Here is a 24026-nt window from a genome sequence, read left to right on the forward strand (position 1 = left end):
CGAGGTAACAGGAGGCTTCACGGGGGCTTTCTTACGCCCTTTCGGCGCCGCCCCCTGCCCTTGCCCTCAACCTTCTTCGCAGCCCCTTCTACGAGCTTCTGGACAGGCATACGGCCAAGTCGCGGGTTGGGGTCAATTCTCTCAACCCCCATTTCTTGATCGGTGAAGTCGTGGGTACCCGGCTCCAAATTAACAAAGCGTGTGTATCGCCCCTCGAAGCCAAGCCGGACGAAACCGGTGGGTCCTTCTCGCTGCTTGCCGATTATGATCTCGGCGGTGCCAGCAAACCGGGAGTCGGGGTTGTACACCTCATCCCGGTACACGAACATGATCACATCAGCGTCTTGCTCGATGGCGCCGGACTCGCGCAGATCGGAGTTCACCGGGCGCTTGTCCTTGCGCTGTTCCACCGAGCGATTGAGCTGCGAGAGTGCAATCACGGGGCAATCAAATTCCTTGGCCAAAGCCTTGAGTGACCTGGAGATGGCCGAAATCTCGTTGGTCCGGTTGAGACCGCCGTATCCGGGGATCTGCATCAGCTGCAGGTAGTCCACCATGATCAGTCCTATCTCGCCGTGCACACGTCGAAGTCTCCGCGTGCGGCTACGCATCTCCGATGGGCTCAGCGCCGGCGTGTCGTCAATGAAGAAGCGATCGTTTTTGTTGAGCGCGTTGGCAGCCTTGGTCAGCTTGGTCCAGTCCTCGTTCAACAGCTTCCCGGATCGGACTCGCGACTGGTCAATGCTACCCATCGAGGAGAGCATGCGCGTTAGCAGTGCATCGCCTGGCATCTCCATGGAGTAGACCACGACCACTTTATCCGACCGCAGAACGGCCTCTTCCACAATGTTCATGGCAAAAGTGGTTTTGCCCATGGATGGCCGGCCAGCCACGATGACCAGGTCAGCAGGACGCAACAGGCTCAGTTTGCTATCGAGGTCGACGAAACCTGTCGATAGGCCCAGGGACGCAAGCCCTGACTCATGGGCGGTTTCGATCTTATCGACGGCCTTTCTGAGCAGGGTTTCGATGCCAACCGGACCGCCCTCCTTCGGCCGTTGACCGGCCACAGACAGCATTTTCGCTTCGGCATCATGCACCAGATCTTCCACGGAGCGGCCGGCTGGGGAGTTGGCGCTCTGCTCGATCTCCTCGCACACACCAATGATCTTCCGGAACTGCGAGCGCTCGCTGACTACGCGAGCAAAGGACGCGATGTTGGCGACGGACGGGGTGTTATCGGAAAGCTCTTTCAGATAGGCCAAGCCACCTGCATTCGAGAGCTCACCTGCACGTTCCAAAGCCTCCTGTGCCGTGACGACATCAAGCGCCCGCCCCTCTTCAAGCAGCCTGGCAATAGCCTTGAAAATGAGCCTGTGGTCTGCGCGGAAGAAATCAGATTCGACCACCAGGTCCGAGACACGCACCCAGGCACGTGGCTCGTTCAGCAATCCGCCTAGAATGGCCTGCTCGGCTTCAACAGAATGCGGCAGATCCCGACTGGGGGTCTGATCGTATTCAGCCGCTAGATGGATATGGTCGTTCAAGCCTCAGGCCTTACTCGTCGAAATGCTGGTGTGGATCGGGCTGCCAGCTGCAATCAGTACCCATAGGTGGTCCTGACCTGCGCTGACAGCTGGGGTTTGGTCACGATGTTCGTTGTTTGGGGGCCTTGAACGCAACTACCACGCGCTGGGTGGCCGGCCGGATCAGAACGTCACTTGGATCAACGTTGCCCGCCCGGTGCGGGTTTGAAAGTCGCAAAGGCCAAACTGCACGAGCCGCGGCTGCCGGTGAGCGATGCAAGTAGCGACCTGGGCGCGGAATGCCGCCAACTCAAGCGGGAGCACTGATCGACCAGTAGCGGCCTGGATCTTATCGCGGAATTCCTGCAGCGCCGCCTCCAAGCCAGCATCATCGCCGGCCTGGCCGGAACTTTCGGCACTCGGTTTTGGGATCGACATTCAAACTCTCCAGATGGGGCCAAGACTGCGCCTGAGCAGACATGCGCTGTCGCGGATAACGGCCGCGAGGCCGTAACACGTAACTATAATCCTGAAAGCTTTGATGAATGTCAAACGGCATATAAAGTCAGGATGACGAAGTGTAAAGCTCTGAATATTCTATAATTTCAGCGAAACCATGAGACCTTCATGACTACCGAAAATACAAAACAAGGGAGGGTCAATAGCTGTTACGCCAATTCGACATCGAGCTCTTTCGCCTGACTGCCTGGCAGCCCTTGGATGTCCGCAGTTATGCCGACGATGGTCTCGAAGGTAGGAGCGGGCACAACCCAACTGTACTGGTGCCCTGCCAGCAGGCGTGCTGTCACTTTGTTCGACAAGGTTGAGCGCCAGCGCAGGATCAAGTACTCCTCGACTTCCTTTCGTCCAAACGGGACCGCGCAGTAGGACAGCTCATAGTTGTTCGAATATGCGCTGAGCAGGCCCTTTTTGTCGCTGGCGCTAAGGCCAAAAAGCTCGCACGTTTTTCTCGCAAATGAATGATTCTCAAAGTTCGTAAGGTCACTCATCCTGGCTCGAAGTGCCGAACTTTCACCCACGTAGACTGGAGATTTTCCCTCCCAGATGACGTAGACCCCTGCGTCACGTGTGATGTCCTTTTTCCAGCTGGCGTCGCCAGCCAGTACACGCCGAGGTGCAGCGATGATCGCAGCCTCGTAGTGACGGAGTAGCTTCTGGGTATTCAAATGTCTCAGCTCCTGGTGCCGCTCTCTTGGGGGCCCAGCATCCTCAGCCGGCAACCCCGCCGAATACTGACTGAAAAGGGCGCGAGTTTCACTACCGATTCGGCCCCCCTCCCCGCCCATCGAGCGCTCAGGCCCCGAGGTCAGCTCATTTTTATTTCGTTCCGACTACGACTTCTCTTTTGACGCCACTTTCGGAGCGCAGAAAATACATCACAAACCATCCCATGCCAGATCAAACACATGACTGTCAGCGCGAAATAATCCGGCGGCCCGTCTAAGACCGCCAAACTCTGTGGGTCGAACGACTCTGCTGAATTGAAAATCTTGCCAATACCTGAAACCAGTAGCAACAGCACTATTAACACTGCTGCAGAGCGTAAAAAGCTCAAAACTGTCAGCAAAACAAACAACGACAGCGCTTTGAGCGTGACGATAGTGAAGAAGCGGGGGCGCTCACAGACACCGAGCCAGTTTGTCTTCCACCCAGATGCATCATTTTTGAGTTTTCTTTTCATATTGACTCATCCTTCGCTTGAGAGGGTGCTGCCTCTGCGCGACCAGCGTCACAGCATTCCTGGCCATCGACGCCTGAGGCTGCTGCCGGCTTTTTTTTGAATCCAAACCCATGCCCTGTAGCTAGGTGCACGAACGGCAGTGCCGCCCAGTACCCAACCACAAGCGATGCCGCCTTTGCGGTAAGCCCGGGCAACGTGTATGCGAATGAGCTCGCCGAAAAAGCTGCGATGCAGACGGCGCCAACCAGATAGTTGCGCCGAATTTGATTTTTGGCGGGCTGCTGGCCAGGCGAAATCATGGTGCAGTCCCCTTGAAAGCTTCGGCCTGACGCTCTACGAGCGCGCAGCGCTCCTTGACCCACTCCAGATCTTTAACCCGGATGTCCTGCGCGCTTCGGTTGGCGTTCACCAGCAGCCGAGTTGCGCATTTCGAATCGCGGGTCGCCGCTTGAATTTCCTCAGGTGTCGCAGAGGAAAAACCAGTTCTCAGCTTGCTCAACCCTAGGCCGTTGTAGGCCAGCGGACCTCCGATCAGAGCGAGCAACGCTACGCCCCAGTAAACCGCTCGCTTGCGGGTGTTTATTTCTGAACTCACCAAGGATCTCCCGGACATGGCTCTCTTTCCGGAATTAAAAATAACACACAACGCGTACAGATAATTGGTCAGTATTGAAAGACTCCGTCTAGCAGATCACCTCTGTCTTATGCGTGGCGCCCCTGGTTGAGTGCCTATCGCCGTTTCCGCCCCAGGCACTTCACTCTCCAGACGCTTCCTCTTAAAGTGGCGTTCAGTTGCGCTATGAACCAGGTGCCCTGGTGCGCATCAGTTGCTCGCAGATCTCCATCATTTGGGAACGCAATGGATCAGAACCCATACAGTGCGCAGTACGAAGCTGCTGTCGCTGCCCTTGCCGCGGCTGAAGCTGGCTTGCAGGAGCAGTACGAACTCTACGGCCATCTGCATCGCTTTGATGAGGACCAGGCCAAGTTGGCGCTTAGAAATGCCGAGGGGAAACTAGAGGAGCTCGAACGGGAACGTATCGGGTTGGGTCTGGCGCCCCTGATTGATCCTGCCACACTCTACAAGGCCGCCTATCGCGCTAACCGCTCGTTCCTCGGGCAAGTATTCGATGCAGTGACGGGACGGGTTCCAGAACCACCCAAAATGTCCGCGGCAGAGGAAGCCAAGCGAGCCGAGAAAGCGGCTCGGTTGGGGGCATTGCTTGGCGAAGATGGGGAGATAGCCACCCAGCAGCATTTGGTACAGAGGCTTCGATACGATATTCAGTTCCACTCTACCCTGGACTGGCTCGAAACCGACTCCGACTACGCGACCTACAGTTCGCAAATCGCGAAACTGCAGCCAGCCATTGAAGGTCTTTCAGCCAAAATTGCTAAGTTTGAAGAGCATATTCGTGAGCCGCAGGCACAGTGCCTCATTTATCGTCGGCGTCTGGATGTGGCCAAGGAGAAGCTGGCTCAAGCGATCGACTTCAGAGATCGCCACCGAAACGCACCACCACGCTCAGTCGAGGCCGCGAGAGTAAAGGGGGCTTGCAATAACTACTTCGGAACAGATGACATTGCCCAGGTAGTCAGGCACAAAACCAGCGATGTTGTGGACCTTGAACGAGAGCTTGCCAAATGTGAGCTGAGAATGGAGTCGCTGCGGCAGCGCGAAAGTCGAGTCATCGAGCGGCTGATCATTGACGGGAACAACCTATGCAACCGTGGCCGGGGCAAGAATCAACAGTTCATCGGATTGAACGCTTTGAGTGCACTCGTTCCGGCCCTGCGGTCAAACTGGCCAGGCAGTGAAGTCATTTTGGTCTTCGATCCAGGCATCACGAGAAAGCTCCAGGCCTCGTGGGAAGACATTCAAAGCACCTTCCCATCTGTAGAGACATACCGCGTCGACAAGGGCCGCAGCGCCGATGAAATGATTATCGAACTGGCCTCTTCACCGAACGCATTCATCATCAGCAACGATCGATTCACGGAATTCAGCAACCGACCCGCCCTCAAGGAAAACAGAGTCTTTGGCCATGACATAACCAAGAAAAATATCTTGGTGAATGAGCTGTGGATCACTGTGGATTATCAGTTTCCAGGCTAAGCAGGATAGGAGGATAGGCCTCCCTGCGCTCCCATGCGTTACGAATCAGTTGCACTCTCAATCATCGTCTTTGGCAAGGCCATATTCGCTATGCGCGGGCCCAGGGCCGCCGGTAAGGTCGTACAGCTCCTCGGCTGTGTAGATGTTGCTGTTATCGCCGAATAGCGCATCATTTTCACGGTTGAGCGAAACTGCAGCGCCCGACCTCGGCCGGCGGCACCAAAGCGCGATATCTCGGAAGAAGAAGCCCGCCGAGATGACTGCAAAAACCAAGAATGTGAACAGCACGCCCTTCGTCACGAGCGCAAGCGCTCCAATGCCAAGAAACGCCAAAAGCCCTTTCGGCACGGTGTGGTCAGGGTCTCGCAGATGGCTCAGGCTGCAGCCGAAAGACAATATCACCAGGGCCGCAGCGATCGCTACGCCCACATCTGTTTCAGCGCTTTTTTCGATGGTTCCCCAGATACCCGCCGCCACCGATCCTGTAATTGCTGCAAGGTGGCGAACCAGCGCCAGCGGGGTGCGACGAATCATGTCCTCGATAGCCCAGAGGGCGCGTGTGGGCGCCATCATCTGGGGTGCCCTGACCATGCCGGCCAGCGCATCCACGGCGTCCTCCATTTTGCGGACAGTCGACGGAGTCACCACTGCCATGGCCGCGAGATCCTGGATCAGCTGCACGCATCGCTTGAACTCTGGAGTTGCCCCCTTGATAGAGCCTGGGTTGAAGTCTGCAAGGTCAATGCTGCCAGCATACAAACCAAGGTAACCAGCAATCAGGGCCTCGGCTCGCGCCACCTGCTGTTCAACAATTTTGTTCAGATTCATCGTTCGTCCATTCGTATGCCCATGCTGCCTCCAGGCTACAGCAACATCTGAGAGTGCAATCGCAACAACCAGACTAGTTCTGTTCGATGCCTGGTATTGTCAACACCTGGTGCTTGCTCCTATTTCAGTACTTTGTTCAGACCGTCACGCAGGCACCGAGCCTGATCTGCGTAACGCTCGGAACGTTCCAGGACCTGACCGCTCGCATTCGTGGTTTGCCAAACGCTGTCCCCAGTGTCCATCTCGTCAACTAGTAGCTCAAGTAGTTGGCTGCTGTCGATCTGCACACTGTAGGTCAGCTCGAACCCCTCCAGTTCTTTCTGTTCAGTGCTCATTTGCTTAGCTCCCTCACGGCGGTCAACTGGGCGCTTCAATCAGCTCGCTATTTTCACTTGCCCAAGGATCTCGGCAGCAGCTAGCTCTTTCGCGACCTTCTTACCTCCAGCCACTGTCTTGGCCGAAAGCACATTTCCATCTACGACGATTCGCGCCTCGCATTGGAACTGCGGAGGGGCAATGCTCAGCTGGGTGAAGACGTAACTGGGCTCCGCCAGCCTGTTTTTTTGTGCCATCTCATTTAGCTGCACGACCGGGTTTGAGCTGCTCACGGAAGTCGCCTCACGTGACTTGGCCAGTCGCTTCAATAGGATGGCCGAAGCAGCTGCTTCAGCGGCCTTCTTGGTTGCACACTCTGGTGAGGTAGCACTTTCGACGTCGCTACCCTTCGGGTGTACAGTCGCGGTGGCTGTGAAGCTTGCAGCATTTGACGGTCCACTCATCGCGACATGCAAATGAGGAGCAGCCCATCCCTGCTTCCGGCAAAGCTCAATTAGCGCACCTTTGTAGTCAGTAGCGCGGGTCGCTGGAGAGCTTGATGTCTGCGTCGGAGCCTCAGGGCTAAGGCTGTTTATGGGCAAACTCAAGTGACGACACAAAATCTCGACCATGGCTTTCTGCTTTGCTACACGCTTCTCGCGGTGCACACCAACTCCCTGAAGACGCCGCCCACTTGCCGAGACAGCAACCACACACTTGAAGCCTCCATTTACACCGTGCACCGTTTCATCGAGCCCCTCAAAAACTTGAGTCTGGATTCCGTTCATGATGATCCTGACCACGTTGTGAGGGTGCTGGCACATCCAGTTCGAGAAAGCCACCCCAAGATCTTCGGTGATTGCTTCCCTTGGGATTTGAATCGCAAGTCGATCGACGATGGCGTCCGCTATCGTGTTGTTGTTGAGTCTTCGTATCAATTCAGCCACTACAGCTTCAGGCAAATGACCGGCGTCTTTCGCGAGCTTCACGGCAGCGCTGAGTACGTTGTCCTCCATATTGACCAGGTTCCCACTCGCCACCAAGCGCTGAGCTTTCCGCGCCAGCACCTCCTTGTGGTAGTCGACAGTGGATTCGGATCGCTCTCGCAGCGTTTTGTTGATCGACGCAGAGATTGTAAGCAGATCTGCTTGCGAATATGGCAGCGGGCAATTGTCGAGATGCGCCCGAATCTGGCGAATGTTCACCAAGTCGGCATACCGACGAAGCGGAGAGGTGCCGTGGAGGTACAGCGTTAGGCCAAGACCGTAATGCCCACGCGCCACGCCATCGTAAACAGCACGCTCTATGAGTGCCCCTAACTGCGCACCCACAGAGGCTTCGGTCACCAGCCCCTCTTTCAACCACTGCTCGACTGTGTTGGCCAGGTCCAGTGCATGCGGAGCGGAGACTCGGCTTGCGTGGTTACGGTATACCGCCGGCAGCCCATTCTCGGCCATGAAGAGGGCTATTTGGGAATTCGTCAGAATCATGAATTCTTGCACGATGATGTGCCCGACCATCTGATCCAACGACTCGTATTGGCGAAGATTGCCCTCCTCATCCGAGAGCATGAGCTTGCGAATATCGTAAAGGGCAAGCGCTCCTTTCGATCGGCGGCGCTGCAGCAGCAGCGTCGAAACCCTACTGAGGAGCTCCACCATTTCACGCAAAGGGCTTTGAGTGCTTCGGGCTATCTCCGGAATGGCCTCATATGTGAGACGGGTGTTGACGGTGATAACCTGGCAGCTAGGTTCAAAACCGACGACCTCAAGCGAGCTATTGAGCGTGATTGTAAAAACCATCGCTTGCCGTGGTTGCCCCGCGACAAGGCTACTTTGATCTGCGCCGATGTGCCGTGGCAGCATTGTTTGCACTGCACGATCTCGGGCATAGATCGAGGCGGCCCGCTCAAACGCCAACTTATCGTCATGAGAGCCGACCCCAACCTTCGCAGAAGGATCGGCGATGGCAACTGATATGATGTACAGATCGCCGCTCTGGGTGATCGATATCGCGTCGTCGATATCAAGCGTTTTCTGGGAATCGATGGTCACGAAGAATGGTGAAGTCACGGTGGATCCTTGGCCTATCAAGCTGTGTGTGGATTCTACACTGGAAGCAGTCAGAGGGCGGTCATGCCGCCAACTCAACAAGTGGGATTCGATTCATGTGCATCGTGTAGCCCGTGCGCCGCTCAAGAGCGACGTACTGCTCGAAAAGCTCAGGGTGATGGACACGCCCGTTACGCAAGTCAGGCTTGGACGCCATCACGCAGAAAATGCAGCTCAATCGATCATTACCGAGGGCATAGGCGTGATGAGGACGCTGCCCCGCTGCAGCGATGGCACCGAAGACCTCATCCGTGCGCATGTCATGTACTGGCAACCACTCGAACCAGGTCAACACAGAGTTGCTGATCCCCATCCGGCTGAAAACTACCCGCTTCGCTCGCCCTGGCGACTCTTGAGCGCGCAGGCCAAGGCAGTTGACGATCGTTTTGAAGCCATTGGCCTTTGCATAGCGCCTGACCTCACGTTGGATGGGTCCTCGTTTCAAGTCGCTCGTGCATTGGCGAGTAGACGCAGATGGCCAGCTCGGTACCTCGGGGCGAATCTCGAACCGACGCTCTACCATTTCCAGCAGCGTCTTCGAGGCTGTGGCAACAATGAAAGGAAGGCCTGCAGCGGCGGCTTGATCACGGGCCAGCTCCATCGCCCCCGGCCACTCCATCGGGCCCAGCGATGCATGGACAACCACCAGCTGGCTAGCCGGAACGCGCTCCAGGAGACGGATCAGTTGCACCTGCGAATCCTTACCGCCCGAATGGTTGGCCACAAACAGCGCACCACTGGCGATCAACTGGTCAAGCTCGGCTTTTGTGGAGTCACGGGTTTCATCCCCGAAAAGCAAGCCCTGCTGCTGAAAACGATCCATTTCCTGCTGGCCTCATTGATAGACGTCAATGAGAAAAGATTAAACTATAGAACAACTATTTTCAATTGAAATATTGTCCTATAGGACAACATTTTTCTGCGGTCGCGGGTGTGGTTCTGCCGTCTCAGCCGCAGTCTTGACCAGAAGCTCGTCAACCGCCCTGGCCAGGTCGGCCTCAGCTTGCTGGAGCGCCAGAAACATTTCTGCGCTGGCAGCTGTATCGTCGTGCGCATACTTCAAATGTGCTGCACGTGCGGCCCTGAAGCGGATGATCGCATCCAGGGTGCTCTGATCCAAGTGTAAGCTGAGAGGTAGCTTCAGTTCGCTGGTGTTTGGCCTAGCCATTTTCCTTGCTCCATTTCCTCGGTGAAAAACCTGACCTTCCCCCTCTGATCCAACGGTGTCGATCAGACGGTTCCGTTATGGATGTAGGAAAAGTCAGCAGACCACCTGACGGCGCTTGAACTGCTTGTGTGCACTTCACACTGTGCAGTGCACAGCGCATACTCTGGCTGGGGCTTTTTCTAACCCACTATAAATGGCACATTTCCGTTTAACCCCAGTAAACATTGGATTGTAAACCACTTTTTTGACTTGTAAACCACTGTGGTTTACAGTGAAAAAAAGTAGTTAACACGAGGCCGGCTCATGCCGAATTTACAAGACGAAGCTAAGGCCTACATTGAGTCCGTTTTAGGTGTGGCAGCGCAGATGACTCCGGTGCCACTCCGAGTCCCCTATACCATCCGGGACAGCTACAAGACCTACGAGTTGAGCGTACCTATGGGGAACAGTTCGGCGTTCAACATGATGCTGCTGGTCTCCCGTGATGATATTGAGTACCCAGGCATCGTGAAGCTGCAGAAGCACATCGAGATGGTGCGCAACGTCACCAACCAGGTAGTAGTGTACGTCTGCTGGTCCTTGTCGACTCAAGACCGCCGCAGCCTGATCATGCACCAGGTCAATTTCATCCAGCCCAGCTTCCAGATGTTCATACCTGAGATGGCGCTGGACCTGCGTGAAAGCTTCCGTCAGCGGCGAGAGCAGAGCGAGGTAGCCGCCCTCCTCCCCGCGGCCCAAGCCATGCTTCTCTCGTGCCTATATTCCGGGATACCCGACGAAACCTACTTCACTACGAACGCTTTGCTGGGGGACCTGGGCTACAGTCGCGTGACCCTCTCGAAGGCAGTGGATCAGCTGGTATCGCTGGGGGTGATTAGCCCTGCGAAAAGCGAGCTGCATTGGAAGACCTACGCCTTCAACGGGTCGCCTGCAGAGGTGTTCCAGAAGGCCAAGAAGCACCTGCGGTCCCCCGTCAAAAAGAGAATTGGTATTACCCGAAATGCTATCCCCATGGCCCCGGGAGTATTCATCGCGGGGGAAACTGCCCTGGCCAAGTACACGATGCTGGCGGAGCCTAAGCAGGCCGTATGGGGGATGAGCAAGAAAGTGTTCAATGACATGCTGGCGCTTGATGCGTTTGAGGTAGTCGAGTCGGTGGACTCGATCGAGGAGTGGGTGGAGATCTGGGGGTATCCGTCGCTCACCGAAACGCAGTATATGGCAGACACAGCGTCGCTGTTTCTGAGCCTGGAAGACAACCCCGACGAACGCATTCAGATTGCGTTGGATGAACTCAAGGAGCAGGTACATTGGTTAGCGTGAAAGGTTTAGATATTTTTGGCCGGCACTTTCGCGATTTCCGCGATAGCTACGTCCTAATCGGTGGCGTTGCCTCTGCTCTGGCGATGGAAGACGCGGGAGAGAGCTTCAGGGCCACGAAAGACCTAGACATCGTGCTCGTGATTGAGGCTCTGGACTCCCATTTTGTTAACAGGTTCTGGGAGTTCATAAAGGCCGGCGGCTATGAGATCAAACAAAGAGGGGGTGACAGGCCGGTCTTCTACAGATTCCAGAATCCCGCCGACGAAACCTACCCGGTAATGATCGAACTATTCTCTCGTGCACCGGATGGCCTTGAGCATGAGGAAAACGCAACGCTGACCCCAATCCCCACAGATGAGTCGGTTTCGAGTTTGAGCGCTATCCTGCTCGATGAAGACTATTACACCCTGTTGCGTTCCGGCCGCCATCAGAGCGAGGAGCTGACATACATCAGCGCTGATCGTCTTATCCCCTTCAAAGCTAAGGCCTGGCTCGACTTGTCTCAGCGCAAGGCAAACGGTGAAGCAGTTGACTCGAAGAACGTCAGGAAGCATCGGAACGATGTCCTGGCCCTGGCGGGCCTGCTGACTGGCGAGGTGATTGAGTTGCCCGCAAGCATTACTGCAGACATGGCGCTATTCCTTGAGCGCCTGGCGGTCGAAGAGATCGACTTCAAAGCGCTCAAGATTCGGGGTGACCTCAAGACCATCATCGGCCGAATTGCAGAATCCTTCGGCCTTCAGCCGACCTCATAACGCCGGCAATTCCTCAAAGCCTTTCCCAGCGCCCGGCCCCAGTTCGGGCGCAGCGAAAGCGACGACCGCGTTGATGAACTCCTTCCACTGGTCAAGTGTGAAGCGCATCGGTTCTAACAGCTGGCCGGTTTCTGTCCAGAGCCCGCAGCTATCCAGCTCCAAAAATTCTCCATGCTCAACGCTCCACCAGGATCCGGTCATCGAGGTGCCCCAATCGAGGCGCCCAGCGAAGAATGGCATGTTGAACATCAACAAGAACCAGAGGTGCCCGTCTTTGGTAGTAACGTACTCCCGCATCGTTCGATTGCCCAGCGCAGCGCAGACCTCTACAGCTTTGGCAGCGAACAGCTCGTCAGCACTGGGTGAATCCGTAGTGAACCCGAAAACGTGCTCCGCGAGATATCCCAGGCGGCTTACAGACGTGTGAGCCATCTGAAGAAAGCTCCGCTCAAGCAGTTGCGAGTAATCCATGTTGCTTACCTCGTATGAGCCCGCATTCGCTGGGCATGCGCCAGCAGCTCTGGGCAGATGACCCGCCACACAGGTGCGTCTTCAAAACCAGCAGGTTCAACCCTGCCAGTGTCTTCAAACTTTCCGGATGCCAGGTGCAGATCCAAGACCTGATCGGGCAGTTGCCAGGCGTGGATACACACCTCATCGACCGCCAACTCGGCCTCCACGAGGTTTGTTGTGAGCACGCCCCAGTGCTCACCATCCTCGTAGAGCAGCTCCAGGGCTAGCCGCCCGTTTGGGTACAGCCGTGGCCGCAATTTCGACAGCTGCATGATGCTCTCCCCCGGGGCTATTTGACCGTTGCTGTCTCGGTGACCACAAACGGGACCACGCTGCCCAACGTAACACCGGCCAGGCCTTGTTTGCCGTCTTCACCGATCACATAGCCCTTCAGCTCTCGCTGATCAGCTCCGTCGCAGGACAGTGTGGCGGTAGAAGTCTCATGCTTGAGCTGGCGGCTGTTCCATTTCAGAGGAATGCCCAGGGCGCATTCATTTCCGGCCAGGACCTGAGACATTTCATATTCCACTTTGCCAAACCCTCCAGCCCGGTACTCGGTTGGCAGAACCGAGCCGAGCGCAGGATCACCGAAGTGATACAGCTTGACGTAGAGGGTCGAGCCAGTCGGAATGGTGACATTGATCTTTTTGTCATTGCACCCTGCCAGCGACAGAGCGACACAACCGAGCACAGCAATCTTTCGAAGTGGTGACATGCTTTTTCCAGTGAGTGTATGAACGTTCGAACCTGTGTAGCTGATCAAGCTCACGACAGAGCAGGTGCACAGCCCGGCGAATCTTCGGGGTTGTTGGGGAGTAGCTGGTAAGGACCGTTGCCAGTCGACTGGGCCGAGGGCGACGCTGAGTCTTCTTCCGTACCGTAGTACGTGGCATGCGCAGCTGAATTACATTTTGGGCAGGGAATGTCGCCTCCATGGAGAAGAGCACCTCCAGGCTCATCGCAGCTATCCTCATCCCAGAGAAAACCGTCGACGCACTGCGCATCGGGATAGGCCGCACCGAAATGCCTGCCTTGGTAATCACACCCTAGAGCTTCGTCACTTGCCATACACACCCCCAGACACAAGCAAATTGATACATAACACGTACGTATAACTGATGTTACCACAGCCTGAGGACAGATCAGTATAAGAGCTACAGCTGAAGAATGATCGGATAGCATGCGTTGAGGAAGGGATTTGATGATATGCCGGAAATGCTGAGAGGGTCGGCGGGCAAGCCGGTTGCTTGAGATTCTGATCAGTCATGAGAGTCATGACCAATGAGCAGAAAAGGAGACCCCAAAAATGTAGGAAAACGCGACCAATCCCAAGAGGACTGACCGCGCTCAACGAAACAGACTTGCGTCCTCAGAAATCGCAATGTCTGATTTTTCGAAGCGGCTGTCAATCCTCTCGCATCTTTTCGACCTTAGCGAGGCTACTCGACAGCACTGTGTTGACTGTCACTCCCAGGATTTTCCGGCGCTTCGTGGTTCTGCAGGCTCCTGGTTACATGCCCTGCGTGTGACCAAATGCAAGGAAGCGCTCGCAGGACTCTGGCGACGAATCTCCGAGGTGCCACAAAGAACCTTGCGTAGCGAGGTAGGCCGATGTCTCCTCCTCCGCCAGGACAGCAAAGGCGGTCGTCGAGATGAAGAAACCATCGCACTTGCCGCTCATGACAGCATCTTGCAGCACGTCTCGATGACGCTCAATGAAGTCCAAGTTGAACTTGGTCAGAACAGCCTTTGCAAGCTCCTTGGTGGGAACGCTCACAGCTTTCCCGACGGGGACCAAATCGTCCAGATTGAGAGCGATGACCCCGCCATTGTTGAACGGCGCCAGTTGTTTGGCAGCATGGCTAACACGCTTCTCAACTCCGCTCTCAGACCAGATCTTCTTACAAGCGATCGGGTAGTCGCCCATGCCGAAGTCAACCAGGATATCGGGTTCTGCAGCTTTGGCTGCTAACCCTCGGCTCTTCAAGTCGGACAGCAGCACCAGCTCCCAGAGAGCGTCCTTCCCTTGGGAGGTGTTCCGATCATCCGGCTGCATGACGCTGCCGGCCATACGCTTGAGCGCCTCTTGAATTCCTGGCTCTTCAGGCAAGTTGGTGACCGCATCAGCCAGACGGTTCACGAACGCCGCTTCCCAGACCACCCGGTCATCTGGCTTCACTTGCTCTGCCCACGCTAGGCTCAGCTTGTCGGCCTGGCTAAGCAGTTGCGAAAGTGCGCTGCCGGACCGCAGCCTCACGTTGCGCTGCTCCAGCACATCCCGCACAAGCTGGGCCTTAGCAGCAATCTCTTCGTATGTATCTGTCCAAGCCTTGCTCACAACATCGACGGACTTCACTTCACAGCTCCTATGGAAATGACAGGTGGTTTCACTGGCATAATGGCTGCGATAGCTGATGCGCTGCTATCGCCACTGACAGAATGGGTGTTCGCCCTGCAACACTCTGCCAGAGCGGTTAACAACCCGCACCTTCAATAGGAGGAAGAACGAATCTGCCCGGCAGGCTGGCCAGATGGGTTGAGGGGATCTGAAGCGCCCCCAAAAACTGCTTGGCCGAGCTGGACCTCTTTAAAACCAGGATGCTCCAGGTTGACCGTCAAGCTGCTCTCAGTGAAATCCTTCCCAACGTACTTCTGCGCCCAGGATCGGCGCTGTGACGGCGATCTGGTCGCACAAGCACGCACGTGGCGGCTAAGCCATGCGTTGCAAAGCCTCTGCATGTCACGCTTGAAGTCGGATGAAAGTCGATAAGCTGCACCACAGTGCGAACAAAGAGCGCTGCCGGTGTTCTGTGTCATGGGTTGAGTCCGTGTCTCAGACGTTTTTTCGCTTGGGCGGTGAAAGTGCCTGTTATTAGGCTGGCAACGTGACGCGCATCATGGCTGCCGCGAGTTGCGAGCACTGAAGTAGTAGGCCAACACCACCCCTATCAAAGGGCCAGAAAAAGCGAGTAATTCAGTAAAGTATTTGCTCTCAGTAGCAGCGCCCAAGAAAACACCAAACAGTAGGATGAACACGACCGCCAGGCCCATAAACAGTGGCAAGCGTTTGTTGAACCGTTCAGTCAGTGGCTCTGCATGACCAATGCCCCCGCAGGTCCCACAAGGTAATCCTACATGGCCCCCTTTCAGCTCATTGGCCTTCACGCAGGCAGCGCAGGATGCGCCTTCAACGGCACGATTGCAGGTGCCCGTGCGGTCACAGTGAGAGCAAGGGTAGAGATTCGATTTTACTTCCATTCTGCCTCTCCTGGCGAAGGGGGTAATTTTTTTGGTGATAGGCATCCTAACGCAACATTGCCCGTACGGCACGAGTTCGCGAGGACTCAAACGGGTTGTCCGGCGGCGCTTGCCGCAATTCCTTAGCCGACAGGCTGATTTGCTTGATGCGGGAGCGCAGCCAGTTTGCATCTGCCGTGTAGATGGCACCGGGATTGTTGGCCAGCAGGGCACGCAGTTTATCGCCCAACTCGGCGTTGATCACCACACGTCCCAGCAGGTGGAAGTCGTGATGGTGCAGGGTTGCACAATCCTCAGCACTCATTGCCGCTAGGTTGGATGGGATGCCCGCGCAGAACTGGTCGGTCTGAAATATCCGCTTTGCATGCGCCAGCATCTCACCGGCAGACAGCTCCCCACACTGCAGGGGAATGATCACACGAGCGCCGGCCGTGATCCACGTGCGAACTCGCTCTGCGTGCACAGCCCACAAGTCGAGGGTTGCCGACTGGTCACCGATGACATCCGGTGCCACGATACTCAGCGCCCCGGGGTAGTCCGTCCGCCCCAGCACGCATTCGTAGGCGAAAAACACTTTCTCCCAGCTCACGAGCTCGCCTTTCTGAAATGCAGAAAAGGCCCCCGAGTCAATGAACACGGCGCCGCCTGCATCCAAATGACGTGGAAGCGTCCGAAGGAGTTTAAGGGTGTCGAGCAGTGTGGCAACAACACCTACTGGGACGCCCTCATCAACGGCAGCCCTCAGGTCCTGAGTGCTGGACATCCCCGAGTAATAAGCAACGTTCCAGGTCAACGGCATGATCTTCCTACCCCTGCTGCGCACGCGAAATCCGCGCCGCTTCCACGGCATCGACCCAGCTCTATGGCTGGGGATGCGTGCTTCAGGAGCTGACCTAGATCTGTACCGCAGACTGGAAGTACACGTTGAGGAGCTTGGCGGACGCCTTGCTGATGGCGTCGCTGTAGGTGGATGCGATCACCTCGACGGTGATGGTATTACCCTGGTTGCCATGGTAGGTAACTCGCCAATTCGGCTGCTGGTCCATGTTGGATCCTGTGTGTGCTGGCGCTGATTATCAGGCCTCGACCCACGCCCTGGTCATGCTTCACGCCCGGGCGCAGAGAGGAGCTCACTCACTGAACAGAGAGAGCGGCCATGGCTTCGAGCAGGGCGCTTTTAACCTCGTCGGTGTCACCCTCCTCCGACACGAAGGCAACGCTGTCCAGCTTCGAGTAGGCCTGCTGCATCGCAGCCAGCGCTTTGGGAGCGGAGGTCACGGCACGAGTGCAGGTATCGGCAAGGAGACGCTCTTGGTCTGGGTCGGCAGCCCGCACGGTGAGGTGCAGAATGTAATCCACGTCGGCCAGGTCCATACTCGGCACTTCGGCATGGCTGTAGAGCTTGGAATCGCTGACGCTCGCACGCTCGGCCGCCGGGAAATTGATCTGCAGCGCCATCGGGCCCTTACCGGCCTCCAGCGAGCTGGCCTGAAGCTGTTCAGCCAGCTGCAGGCCTTCCCACGCCCCACGCACCCACTCGACGGCGTAGCGACCATTACGGTTGCGCTCGATCAGCATGTAGAAGGTGTTGTCATTGGCCGAGTGGCCAAAGCGCTCGACGGCGATCTTCTTGATGCCCTGCTCAAAACCTGCACGCTTGTGCTCAAGCGTCTCCCGCGGATAAACCTGTTCCATCACTATCACCTGTTCTATCTGGGTGGGGCCTGAAGCGCCTTACGCGCCCTTCACTTCCGTGAAATTCCACTCCACGTGCTCGAAGGCAGCCTGCTTGGCTTCGTATTCGACTTCATCCTGGGTGGCGTTGTCTTCGACCTCGAACTCCACATCGGAGCCCTGAACGTCAGTCTTGATGGACCCTTTGAAGGTACGCATTGATTTGTCCTGGTAGATGACTACGGAGAAAAGATTAAACCATAGGACAATTTATGGCAACCATAAGTTGTCCTATACGATAACTTTTTCTGCTGAATCATCGAAACCAGCGGAACCACGGCGGCGGGCAGCGCCCGGCATGGCTTAAAGCTGGGCGATCGAGGGGCAAGTGAGTAAAGGGCATGGGGGACGACTGCCTGGCTCAGCCATCAGGACGCGACTGGGCGCCCACAGGAAGGCTATCCCAGCATGGGAAACCCTCTCCTCTCAAGCTTCTTCAGGAACAACGAGCCACTTCTTGAAGCGTGCCGGCGAACCCGCATAAAGCGCATTCGGCACAACATCCTCGGTGACCACGCTGTTGGCGGCAACCACGCTATTGTGCCCAATGCTGACACCCGGCAGCACCACACACCCTGCGCCAATCCAGGCGTTGTCGCTTACCGTGATCGGTGCTGTGAAGTCGTTGCTCTTGCGCCGCTCTGGATGAACGTCGTGGCTGGTGGTGCACAGTCGCACCTACGACAGAACGAGGCGGTCCTCAATCCAAACCGCGCAGTCTGGCGAGCCCATAATCATCGCGCAGGATCCGCAGCTGCTCTTTGTCCATTTCGTCTAGGGCCGAGCAGTTTGCATCAGTTAGCCCCTGCCGCTTCAGCAGCGCAGCGGCATCGGCCCTGTCGTAGATGTAGCGAGAGAGATCCGCAGCGGCGAGGAGAATGCCAGTCTGCAGCTGAGTCGGTTTGTTGCGAGGTTTGCGCGGGGTGGCAGCCATTTCGAGGCTCTCCATCTTGATGAGTGGCCTGTGATCAGGAATCCGTAAATAGGCACATGTGCCTAGCATGCGAGTAGGCACATGTGCCTATTTTTGCATACCCACCTGACCCCAGTTCGGTCCGAAGACCATCACCAGTGGCCAGTGGGCAATACTGGGCTCTCGGTACCGCGAGAGATCAGTGATCAGCGGGCATGCTCATGCCTTGGCCAGTGCCTCGACCAGCAGCGCCTCAAACTCATCCACGGCCAGCGCATTCCAGCGGTCATCGACCAACTGCTCGTGGTACCACTTGAGTCCGGAGTAGGTAACCCGCACGCACACACCGCCCAGCATCACAAGCGGATGCTGGCGCACCGACGCTGGCAGGAACACGGGTGGGTGGTCGGCCACAGAAGCGCTGATCGCGAGGTTCTCCATCGCCTCACGCAAGGCAACGGCGCTGACCTTCTTGGCCTGCACCTTGGCGGACAGTGCAGCTCGCAGAGTCTCGACAGCGGAACAGGAGCCGCGGTCATCTCCATTGCAGCGCGCAACAAAGTCGTCAAGCCACAGCAGCGACTCTTCAACCTCGCCAGCACTGGCGGACGTTGGGATGGCATCACTGCCCTGGTGCTGAACAGCCTGTTCCTGTCCTTGTTCTGTGAGCCATGCCGCTACCTGGTCGGCGCTCATGATGGCCAGGGTTTCCGAGCATGCATCACAGCCCAGAACCAGCTCGCAGCGAATGTCGCCGGCGCGCAGGCGCCCGTGCTGAGCATCGCTGATGTTCTTGTTGTGCGTTTGCCAAGTCAGCGACTTGCCACCGCACTCCGGGCATTCGGTGATCTTTGTGATGGTCATGCTTTGCCTCCTGTAGGCGTGCGACCTCTGGCGGCAACTGCGCCAGCAGGTCATTGATGATTGTCTTTCTATCGGCGCGACCCAGCTCGGAGACTGGGCATAGCGTGCAGTGGTGCGGACGCCGGCGGTCTAAGCGCCCGGGAGGGGAGCATGATCGCGGGTAACCAGCAGACTGCTTACCTGAACAACCCAGACTGGCCAGCAGCCGCCATCGGCGACCTGCTGCCGGGCACGAGCTCGTGCGCGCATCTCGATGTCCTCGGTTGACTCGTCTCGCTCAACGTTCAAGCCGAAGGTGTGAGTGCCCTTGTAGCTGGCGCCCATACCCTGAGGGGATTACAGTAGGGCGGAGTACAAGTGTGCCCTACGGTCAGGCGGCCTTCATCAAGGCCTCGATGACGCGCTGGCCGGCCAGCGGCGGTACCGCGTTGCCGGCCATGTGCATGGTCAGCCGGTGATTGTCTGGGCGCAGGGTGTCAGCCGGGAACGACATCGCAGCCAGGGCCTCGCTTGCGCTGAGCATCCGCATCCGGTCACCGTCGACTAGGGCCCAGCGGTCCAGGGTGGTTATGGTGCCGATCGGCCGGTTGATGTCCCGGCCGGTGGTGCCTGAGCCCTTGCTGTAGTAGGGCATGATGAAGCGGTCGCCGAACCGCTGGCGGCCATTTCTCACCCGGTCAAGGGTGGCTTGAGCCCGGCCTGGTTTCTCGATCTGTGACCAGCGCCCGGCGTCGAAGTCGAGGAAGCTGGCGGCCGGCACATGCCGCTCGCTCGGCAGTTGCAGCATGAGCGGCGCCTTGCTGCGCGTCAGCACCATGAACAGGCGCACGCGGTGCTGCGGCACTCCGAGGTCGGCGCAGTCGACGATATGCGGCGCTGCCTGATACCCCAGCGCCTGTACCGCTTGCAGCCAGGCCGGGTAGAGCACCCAGTCGGTGAACTCCGGCACGTTCTCGATCACTGCCGCCTGAGGCCGGTGGAACTCCAAAGCCGATACCGGCGCCCAGGCCGTCGAGCGCGATGCATCGTGTTCCGGGTTGCCCGACTTCTTACCTCGTGCCTTGGCGTGGCCCTGGCAACAGGGCGAGGCGAGCAGGATGTCGTGCGCTGGCACCTGCTCCCAGCGCGCTTGGTGCAGATCCTGGCAGACGTGCTGCGTATCGGGGTGGTTGGCGCTGTGCCATTCAACGGCCACCGGCCAGTGATTTGCCGCCCAGAGAACCTGGACGCCTGCGGCGCGCGCGCCGGTGCTCCATCCGCCGAGGCCGGCGAACAGGTCGATTGCTGTGGTCATGGTGATTTCCGTGTCAGGCAGCTTTGGGGATTCGGTCTTGTAGAAGTAGCTCATGGATTTCTCCATTCATGCGGCGCCCTCCGTGGCCGGATGCGGCTGAAGTGGTTGGTTATCTCTTCGTGTAGGTCTGCGTCAGCGCGCCATTGACCACATGCCCTCGGCGTAGCGGCCAGTAGCGAAGCGCAGAGTGGTCGCCGCCGCCAGGCAGTCGCTGCATAGATCTGGATCTGCGTGAATGAAGTAACCGGGCTTGTCCGGGTTGGCCACACAGCGCCCAAGCATGTGAGGTGGCTCATGCGTGCACTGATCAGTGAGAAGCCCTGAACGCTGTCCAGGGCCTCAAGCGGCTGCCTTACCGGCCAAACACCTGGTCAAGCACTGGCCGCGACTCGCTGATCGCAGTGCCCAGCTCGTCGACGGTCGTAGCGCTGGTCAGACGCTCCTCGACAGCAGAAAGCTCGTTCAGCAGCTCATCGTTGCCGCCTTCCTTGTAGAGCGTGTGCTGCAAGCCTTCGAAGGTGCGCTTCACCTCGCGGTGCGTGTCCTGGAAGTTGCTTTGACTGTTGGAGATGGTTGCCTGAGACCAGCTGGTAAGCGGGTTGTGGCGAGCCTCCAACTTGCCGGCACCGAACATGCGGTCATAGGAACCCTGCACGAAGCCTTCGATCAGAAGGCCGTTGTTTCTGTCATCCATTTTTCTACATCTCATCGTGATGACGTGATCTTCACGTCGTAGTGATGACGCCAGGCGCACCCGGCATCGGTTTTGCCGATCATTGGCAGCACTGTATCGGCGGTCTCTAAAGGGTCTTCAGCACGCTGTGCACCGGCTGAGCTGGCGCCTAGGCCGCGGTTACACCGGAGCCGTGGGCCGACCATGATCATTGTGCCGCCAGCTGAGATACGCTCAGGCCTACTGCGACTGGCCGCACCCAGATGGGCATGCTGCTCAGCATGAAAGTCTCCCCTTGAGCGGCCAGCAGCAACGTAGTGCCCATCACATGACCGATGGCTTTCGCTGCCTTCGGGGGAACTGCGTTGCCGATTCGTTCGCGCCAGGCCTGGTCGCTCAACCCGTCCAATTCCAGTTGCTCCTCTGGCTCGACAAGGCTCTGGATCGCCGCCAGCTCCAAGGTCGTGAAGGGCCGGTGCCAGGTACCGTCGAGGGATTCGATGATGCAGGTGAGCTTCTCGTCAGCGCCTGGAAGCTGGGTATCGGCAACGTGCCACCGGCCGTCGTCATGCTGACCGCCCGCGGCGCCCTGCAACGGCACCACGCCGTAGTGCCCGCCAGGCAGGTAGGGTTCGCCATTTGTGCGCATCTTGGCCGCTCGGGGATCAGCGACACTGAATGTGCCTTGCCCTGGGCTCTTGACGCCAATGATGGCGCCGCTGGTGTCTTGCCACCGGCGAACACCGTACTGCTGATACTGCAGGGCGCCGGCCCGGGCTCGCGGGTCAGCCACCGAGAACGCCCCGTTTGTTGGGTTCGATCGTCCAGCCACCGTGCCCATACTTTCGTTCCAGCCATGCACCCCCATGTATCCCGCTCGATATCCAGGGACGATGACCAGGTCACGCAGATACCCATCTTGGATCGCCAGGTTGTTGAGGCTGCGCCAGTCTTTCCCCGCCTCGACCAAAGCCAGGCGGACCCAGGTTTTCCATTGCAGAGCTGGCACTCGGTGCATTGGTCCGGCTCGCTCGATGTCGCCGGCAAGAGGCATGCGGCTGAGGATTTCGCCTACAGAGCGCAGGCTCTTCTTCTCAGGCTCGTACAGGAACGGCGGGACCTTCTCGACATGGCGAGCTACCAACAGAAATCGCTTGCGGCTTTGAGCCAAGCCGCCGATCACCCCGCAGTCATGGGTGGTTTCGGCGACAGCGTACCCATAGTGGCTTAGCAGGGCGCCGATCTGGTCCAGCAGGTGCCGGCCGCGGTTGGCCAGACGCGGGACGTTCTCGAATACCAGCATCGGCACAGGATCGTCGCGCCATGTCTCCGCCATCAGCCAGATGCAACGCAGGGTGAGCTCGTTCAAGGCCTGGTACTTGGGGGTCGCACTCATCTTCTCCGACAGCAGTCCGCTGGCGCCCTTGCACGGGGAGCTGATGAAGACGGTATCGGGCCGGCGGTTCTGTGCTGCACGGCGGATGTCTTCTGTGGTTGCTTCCCTCCATCCGGCTGGCGGTTCCTTGCCGTGGAACCTGATGTACTGCTCGCGGGTGAAGAGATCCAACTGCGTGCCCTCCACACCGGTCAAACGCTTGAAGTCGGCAAGGCCGGCCGGATCAACGTCGACGCCGCCCAGGCACTCCCATTCAGCCTGCATGTTGCCGACGATGGGCTTCGCCTCGTTGAAGCCTTTGGCACCACCGCCCAAGCCGCAACAGAAGTGGAAGTGAGTGAGGATTTTTTTGATCAGCATGCAGCCGTCCTAGAAGAGTTGTGTGGCGCTCGCCAGGTGGATTGGAGCGCCCCTGGCCTGCTTACTTACTGGATACAGAAATTAAACTATAGGACAACATTTATCAACGATTAATTAAACTATACGACAATTTAATTTTTGCCCCATGGGCGACAACCTAGGTCGCCGTACCTTCAGAAGGGCCAAAAAAACTCCGGCCAAACATGGCCGGAGTGGGTGTAGCGTTAATCGGCCGGGCAGCGTGCCGGACCAAAGTGCGGTGCATGCCAACCGATCGCTAAAAGGGTGGGTTCCGCAGGTAGTCGCAGTACTGCGCGTCCAGCAGCGCAGATGGTGAAGGCTCGATCGCAATCAAGGTCCATTCCCCATCGACAAACCGTCCCTCTTCGCCATAGTGGAGCCCGGACAACGAGTAGCTTCGCTCGATCGTCGCCCAGTCCTCGGGGTACTGTGCTTTGAAGGCCTCCTGGAAGGACTTGTTGCCGTAGCTGCCCATGCTGGTAACGACTTCAGAAAACTTCTCGTCTCGGTCGGTGATCAGCTCGATCGACCTGGCCATCAGTTTGGGTGAATCCTGTTCGTTGGGTGTGCGCATCCATGATCTCCGTTGCTGACTTCTGTCAGTAGCAGGATTGAGTAGGTGCGAGGCCGACAGCGCCATCGCGTTCACTGGTCAACTCGATATGGGAAACACCCGCAGATAACGAAGCCCAGACCAGCAAGGCACACTGAACAAGAGGGGGGCCCCAGTGCCGAGCAAAGGCCGGCTACAGCGCTGGCCCCTATTCTTCTCGATCAAGATCAGGCGTTCTGTATGTCTTCCACTGCAGCACCGTGTATCGACCGAGTTTCACCTTCGTCTCGGTGACCACCTGGCCAAAGGCGTAACTACCTGTCTCTGTCACCCAGACCTTAATCAAGTTCTGCCCAATTCCAGCGCCGAACAGCCGCTGCAGCAGCGTCCGCCGGGGTGGTGCTTCTGGGAGTTGGGTTTTGTTCATGGCCACCTCTGTTTTGCTAGTTGTCCCGATGGCGCCGAAATGTGCCATCGCTAGTGTTTGTTGCGGAACCGCCATTTCCAACCTGTAAACACTGGGCTGGCGCCATTCGAAATGTGCCATCGTTAGTTTCTGGTGATCCGCGTGGCACATTTGGTCGAGTCGCCAAAGTGCCACCT

Annotated in this window: 30 protein-coding genes; 3 read left to right on the top strand and 27 right to left on the bottom strand. The window is 57.5% G+C overall.

The features are described 5' to 3' along the window. Positions 1 to 17: 17 nt before the first annotated feature. The 5 genes from dnaB to ACI2KG_RS19140 all read right to left on the bottom strand — a co-directional run bounded on the left by dnaB (position 18) and on the right by ACI2KG_RS19140 (position 3823). Complete coding sequence (gene dnaB / locus ACI2KG_RS19120) at positions 18 to 1547, bottom strand: replicative DNA helicase (RefSeq protein WP_110765359.1); 1530 nt, start codon at positions 1545 to 1547, stop codon at positions 18 to 20. Positions 1548 to 1709: 162 nt separating this feature from the next. Next, complete coding sequence (locus tag ACI2KG_RS19125) at positions 1710 to 1964, bottom strand: hypothetical protein (RefSeq protein ID WP_110765358.1); 255 nt, start codon at positions 1962 to 1964, stop codon at positions 1710 to 1712. A 230-nt stretch (positions 1965 to 2194) separates the two neighbouring features. Next, positions 2195 to 2713 (bottom strand): hypothetical protein, encoded by a 519-nt coding sequence (locus ACI2KG_RS19130; protein ID WP_110765440.1) that lies wholly within the window; start codon positions 2711 to 2713, stop codon positions 2195 to 2197. A 140-nt stretch (positions 2714 to 2853) separates the two neighbouring features. After that, positions 2854 to 3228, bottom strand: coding sequence for a hypothetical protein (locus ACI2KG_RS19135; protein ID WP_110765357.1), 375 nt, complete (start codon positions 3226 to 3228; stop codon positions 2854 to 2856). Positions 3229 to 3523: 295 nt separating this feature from the next. Further along, the gene (locus ACI2KG_RS19140; protein ID WP_181426708.1) at positions 3524 to 3823 is read right to left on the bottom strand and encodes a hypothetical protein; all 300 of its coding nucleotides are present in this window, start codon (positions 3821 to 3823) and stop codon (positions 3524 to 3526) included. 264 nt (positions 3824 to 4087) lie between these two features. Here ACI2KG_RS19140 and ACI2KG_RS19145 point away from each other — a divergent pair, with 264 nt between their 5' ends. Next, positions 4088 to 5344, top strand: coding sequence for a hypothetical protein (locus tag ACI2KG_RS19145; RefSeq protein WP_110765356.1), 1257 nt, complete (start codon positions 4088 to 4090; stop codon positions 5342 to 5344). Positions 5345 to 5401: 57 nt separating this feature from the next. Here the strand turns inward: ACI2KG_RS19145 and ACI2KG_RS19150 are convergent, their stop codons facing one another. The 4 genes from ACI2KG_RS19150 to ACI2KG_RS19165 all read right to left on the bottom strand — a co-directional run bounded on the left by ACI2KG_RS19150 (position 5402) and on the right by ACI2KG_RS19165 (position 9421). Continuing rightward, a complete protein-coding gene (locus ACI2KG_RS19150) occupies positions 5402 to 6172 on the bottom strand; it encodes a hypothetical protein (protein WP_110765355.1) in 771 nt (256 codons plus the stop codon). Positions 6173 to 6291: 119 nt separating this feature from the next. Then, positions 6292 to 6507, bottom strand: a complete 216-nt coding sequence (locus ACI2KG_RS19155) for a hypothetical protein (RefSeq protein ID WP_110765354.1) — start codon at positions 6505 to 6507, stop codon at positions 6292 to 6294. Positions 6508 to 6546: 39 nt separating this feature from the next. Further along, entirely contained in the window at positions 6547 to 8559 is a 2013-nt protein-coding gene (locus ACI2KG_RS19160; protein WP_181426707.1) for an RNB domain-containing ribonuclease, read from the bottom strand. A 61-nt stretch (positions 8560 to 8620) separates the two neighbouring features. Further along, positions 8621 to 9421, bottom strand: coding sequence for a phosphoadenosine phosphosulfate reductase family protein (locus ACI2KG_RS19165; RefSeq protein ID WP_023383604.1), 801 nt, complete (start codon positions 9419 to 9421; stop codon positions 8621 to 8623). Positions 9422 to 10069: 648 nt separating this feature from the next. On the opposite strand from ACI2KG_RS19165, the gene ACI2KG_RS19170 reads away from it, so the two are divergent. Beyond that, the gene (locus ACI2KG_RS19170) at positions 10070 to 11089 is read left to right on the top strand and encodes a hypothetical protein (protein WP_023383602.1); all 1020 of its coding nucleotides are present in this window, start codon (positions 10070 to 10072) and stop codon (positions 11087 to 11089) included. Then, positions 11086 to 11844: a hypothetical protein gene (locus ACI2KG_RS19175; protein WP_225786313.1), complete on the top strand. Its 759-nt coding sequence runs from the start codon at positions 11086 to 11088 to the stop codon at positions 11842 to 11844. Before ACI2KG_RS19170 ends, ACI2KG_RS19175 begins: the two co-directional genes overlap by 4 nt. On the opposite strand, the gene ACI2KG_RS19180 is transcribed toward ACI2KG_RS19175, so the two are convergent. The 18 genes from ACI2KG_RS19180 to ACI2KG_RS19265 all read right to left on the bottom strand — a co-directional run bounded on the left by ACI2KG_RS19180 (position 11839) and on the right by ACI2KG_RS19265 (position 23970). Continuing rightward, entirely contained in the window at positions 11839 to 12315 is a 477-nt protein-coding gene (locus ACI2KG_RS19180) for a hypothetical protein (protein ID WP_023383600.1), read from the bottom strand. The two genes, ACI2KG_RS19175 and ACI2KG_RS19180, sit on opposite strands and share 6 nt — an antisense overlap. Positions 12316 to 12320: 5 nt before the next feature. Next, a complete protein-coding gene (locus ACI2KG_RS19185) occupies positions 12321 to 12629 on the bottom strand; it encodes a hypothetical protein (protein ID WP_023383599.1) in 309 nt (102 codons plus the stop codon). A gap of 17 nt (positions 12630 to 12646) precedes the next feature. Next, a complete protein-coding gene (locus tag ACI2KG_RS19190) occupies positions 12647 to 13072 on the bottom strand; it encodes a hypothetical protein (RefSeq protein WP_110765352.1) in 426 nt (141 codons plus the stop codon). 795 nt (positions 13073 to 13867) lie between these two features. Further along, positions 13868 to 14713: a hypothetical protein gene (locus tag ACI2KG_RS19195; RefSeq protein ID WP_060495097.1), complete on the bottom strand. Its 846-nt coding sequence runs from the start codon at positions 14711 to 14713 to the stop codon at positions 13868 to 13870. Positions 14714 to 15252: 539 nt separating this feature from the next. Continuing rightward, positions 15253 to 15615 (bottom strand): molecular chaperone DnaJ, encoded by a 363-nt coding sequence (locus tag ACI2KG_RS19200; RefSeq protein WP_258373846.1) that lies wholly within the window; start codon positions 15613 to 15615, stop codon positions 15253 to 15255. Between the two features lie 46 nt (positions 15616 to 15661). Further along, on the bottom strand, positions 15662 to 16414 hold the full coding sequence (locus ACI2KG_RS19205; RefSeq protein WP_258373845.1) for a hypothetical protein: 753 nt from the start codon (positions 16412 to 16414) through the stop codon (positions 15662 to 15664). Between the two features lie 94 nt (positions 16415 to 16508). After that, positions 16509 to 16661 (bottom strand): hypothetical protein, encoded by a 153-nt coding sequence (locus ACI2KG_RS19210; RefSeq protein ID WP_181426706.1) that lies wholly within the window; start codon positions 16659 to 16661, stop codon positions 16509 to 16511. Positions 16662 to 16749: 88 nt separating this feature from the next. Then, entirely contained in the window at positions 16750 to 17310 is a 561-nt protein-coding gene (locus ACI2KG_RS19215) for a hypothetical protein (protein WP_258373844.1), read from the bottom strand. Positions 17311 to 17349: 39 nt separating this feature from the next. Beyond that, the gene (locus tag ACI2KG_RS19220; RefSeq protein ID WP_146226899.1) at positions 17350 to 17508 is read right to left on the bottom strand and encodes a cytochrome c maturation protein CcmE; all 159 of its coding nucleotides are present in this window, start codon (positions 17506 to 17508) and stop codon (positions 17350 to 17352) included. A gap of 267 nt (positions 17509 to 17775) precedes the next feature. Next, positions 17776 to 18027, bottom strand: coding sequence for a DapH/DapD/GlmU-related protein (locus ACI2KG_RS19225; protein ID WP_258373843.1), 252 nt, complete (start codon positions 18025 to 18027; stop codon positions 17776 to 17778). A gap of 22 nt (positions 18028 to 18049) precedes the next feature. After that, entirely contained in the window at positions 18050 to 18283 is a 234-nt protein-coding gene (locus ACI2KG_RS19230) for a hypothetical protein (protein ID WP_110765350.1), read from the bottom strand. A gap of 198 nt (positions 18284 to 18481) precedes the next feature. After that, positions 18482 to 19126 carry a hypothetical protein gene (locus ACI2KG_RS19235; RefSeq protein ID WP_110765349.1) on the bottom strand — a complete coding sequence of 215 codons (645 nt, stop codon included), beginning with the start codon at positions 19124 to 19126 and terminating at the stop codon, positions 18482 to 18484. Between the two features lie 370 nt (positions 19127 to 19496). Beyond that, positions 19497 to 20420, bottom strand: a complete 924-nt coding sequence (locus ACI2KG_RS19240; protein WP_110765436.1) for a DNA cytosine methyltransferase — start codon at positions 20418 to 20420, stop codon at positions 19497 to 19499. A gap of 132 nt (positions 20421 to 20552) precedes the next feature. Continuing rightward, entirely contained in the window at positions 20553 to 20702 is a 150-nt protein-coding gene (locus tag ACI2KG_RS19245; RefSeq protein ID WP_181426705.1) for a hypothetical protein, read from the bottom strand. A 70-nt stretch (positions 20703 to 20772) separates the two neighbouring features. Beyond that, positions 20773 to 21114, bottom strand: a complete 342-nt coding sequence (locus ACI2KG_RS19250) for a hypothetical protein (RefSeq protein WP_110765348.1) — start codon at positions 21112 to 21114, stop codon at positions 20773 to 20775. Positions 21115 to 21301: 187 nt separating this feature from the next. After that, positions 21302 to 22849, bottom strand: a complete 1548-nt coding sequence (locus ACI2KG_RS19255; RefSeq protein ID WP_110765347.1) for a DNA cytosine methyltransferase — start codon at positions 22847 to 22849, stop codon at positions 21302 to 21304. Between the two features lie 277 nt (positions 22850 to 23126). Beyond that, positions 23127 to 23444, bottom strand: coding sequence for a hypothetical protein (locus tag ACI2KG_RS19260; protein WP_023383581.1), 318 nt, complete (start codon positions 23442 to 23444; stop codon positions 23127 to 23129). Positions 23445 to 23631: 187 nt separating this feature from the next. After that, entirely contained in the window at positions 23632 to 23970 is a 339-nt protein-coding gene (locus ACI2KG_RS19265) for a hypothetical protein (protein ID WP_181426704.1), read from the bottom strand. Positions 23971 to 24026: the final 56 nt, after the last annotated feature.

This window comes from Pseudomonas sp. NPDC089407, assembly GCF_044900445.1.
GTDB lineage: Bacteria > Pseudomonadota > Gammaproteobacteria > Pseudomonadales > Pseudomonadaceae > Aquipseudomonas.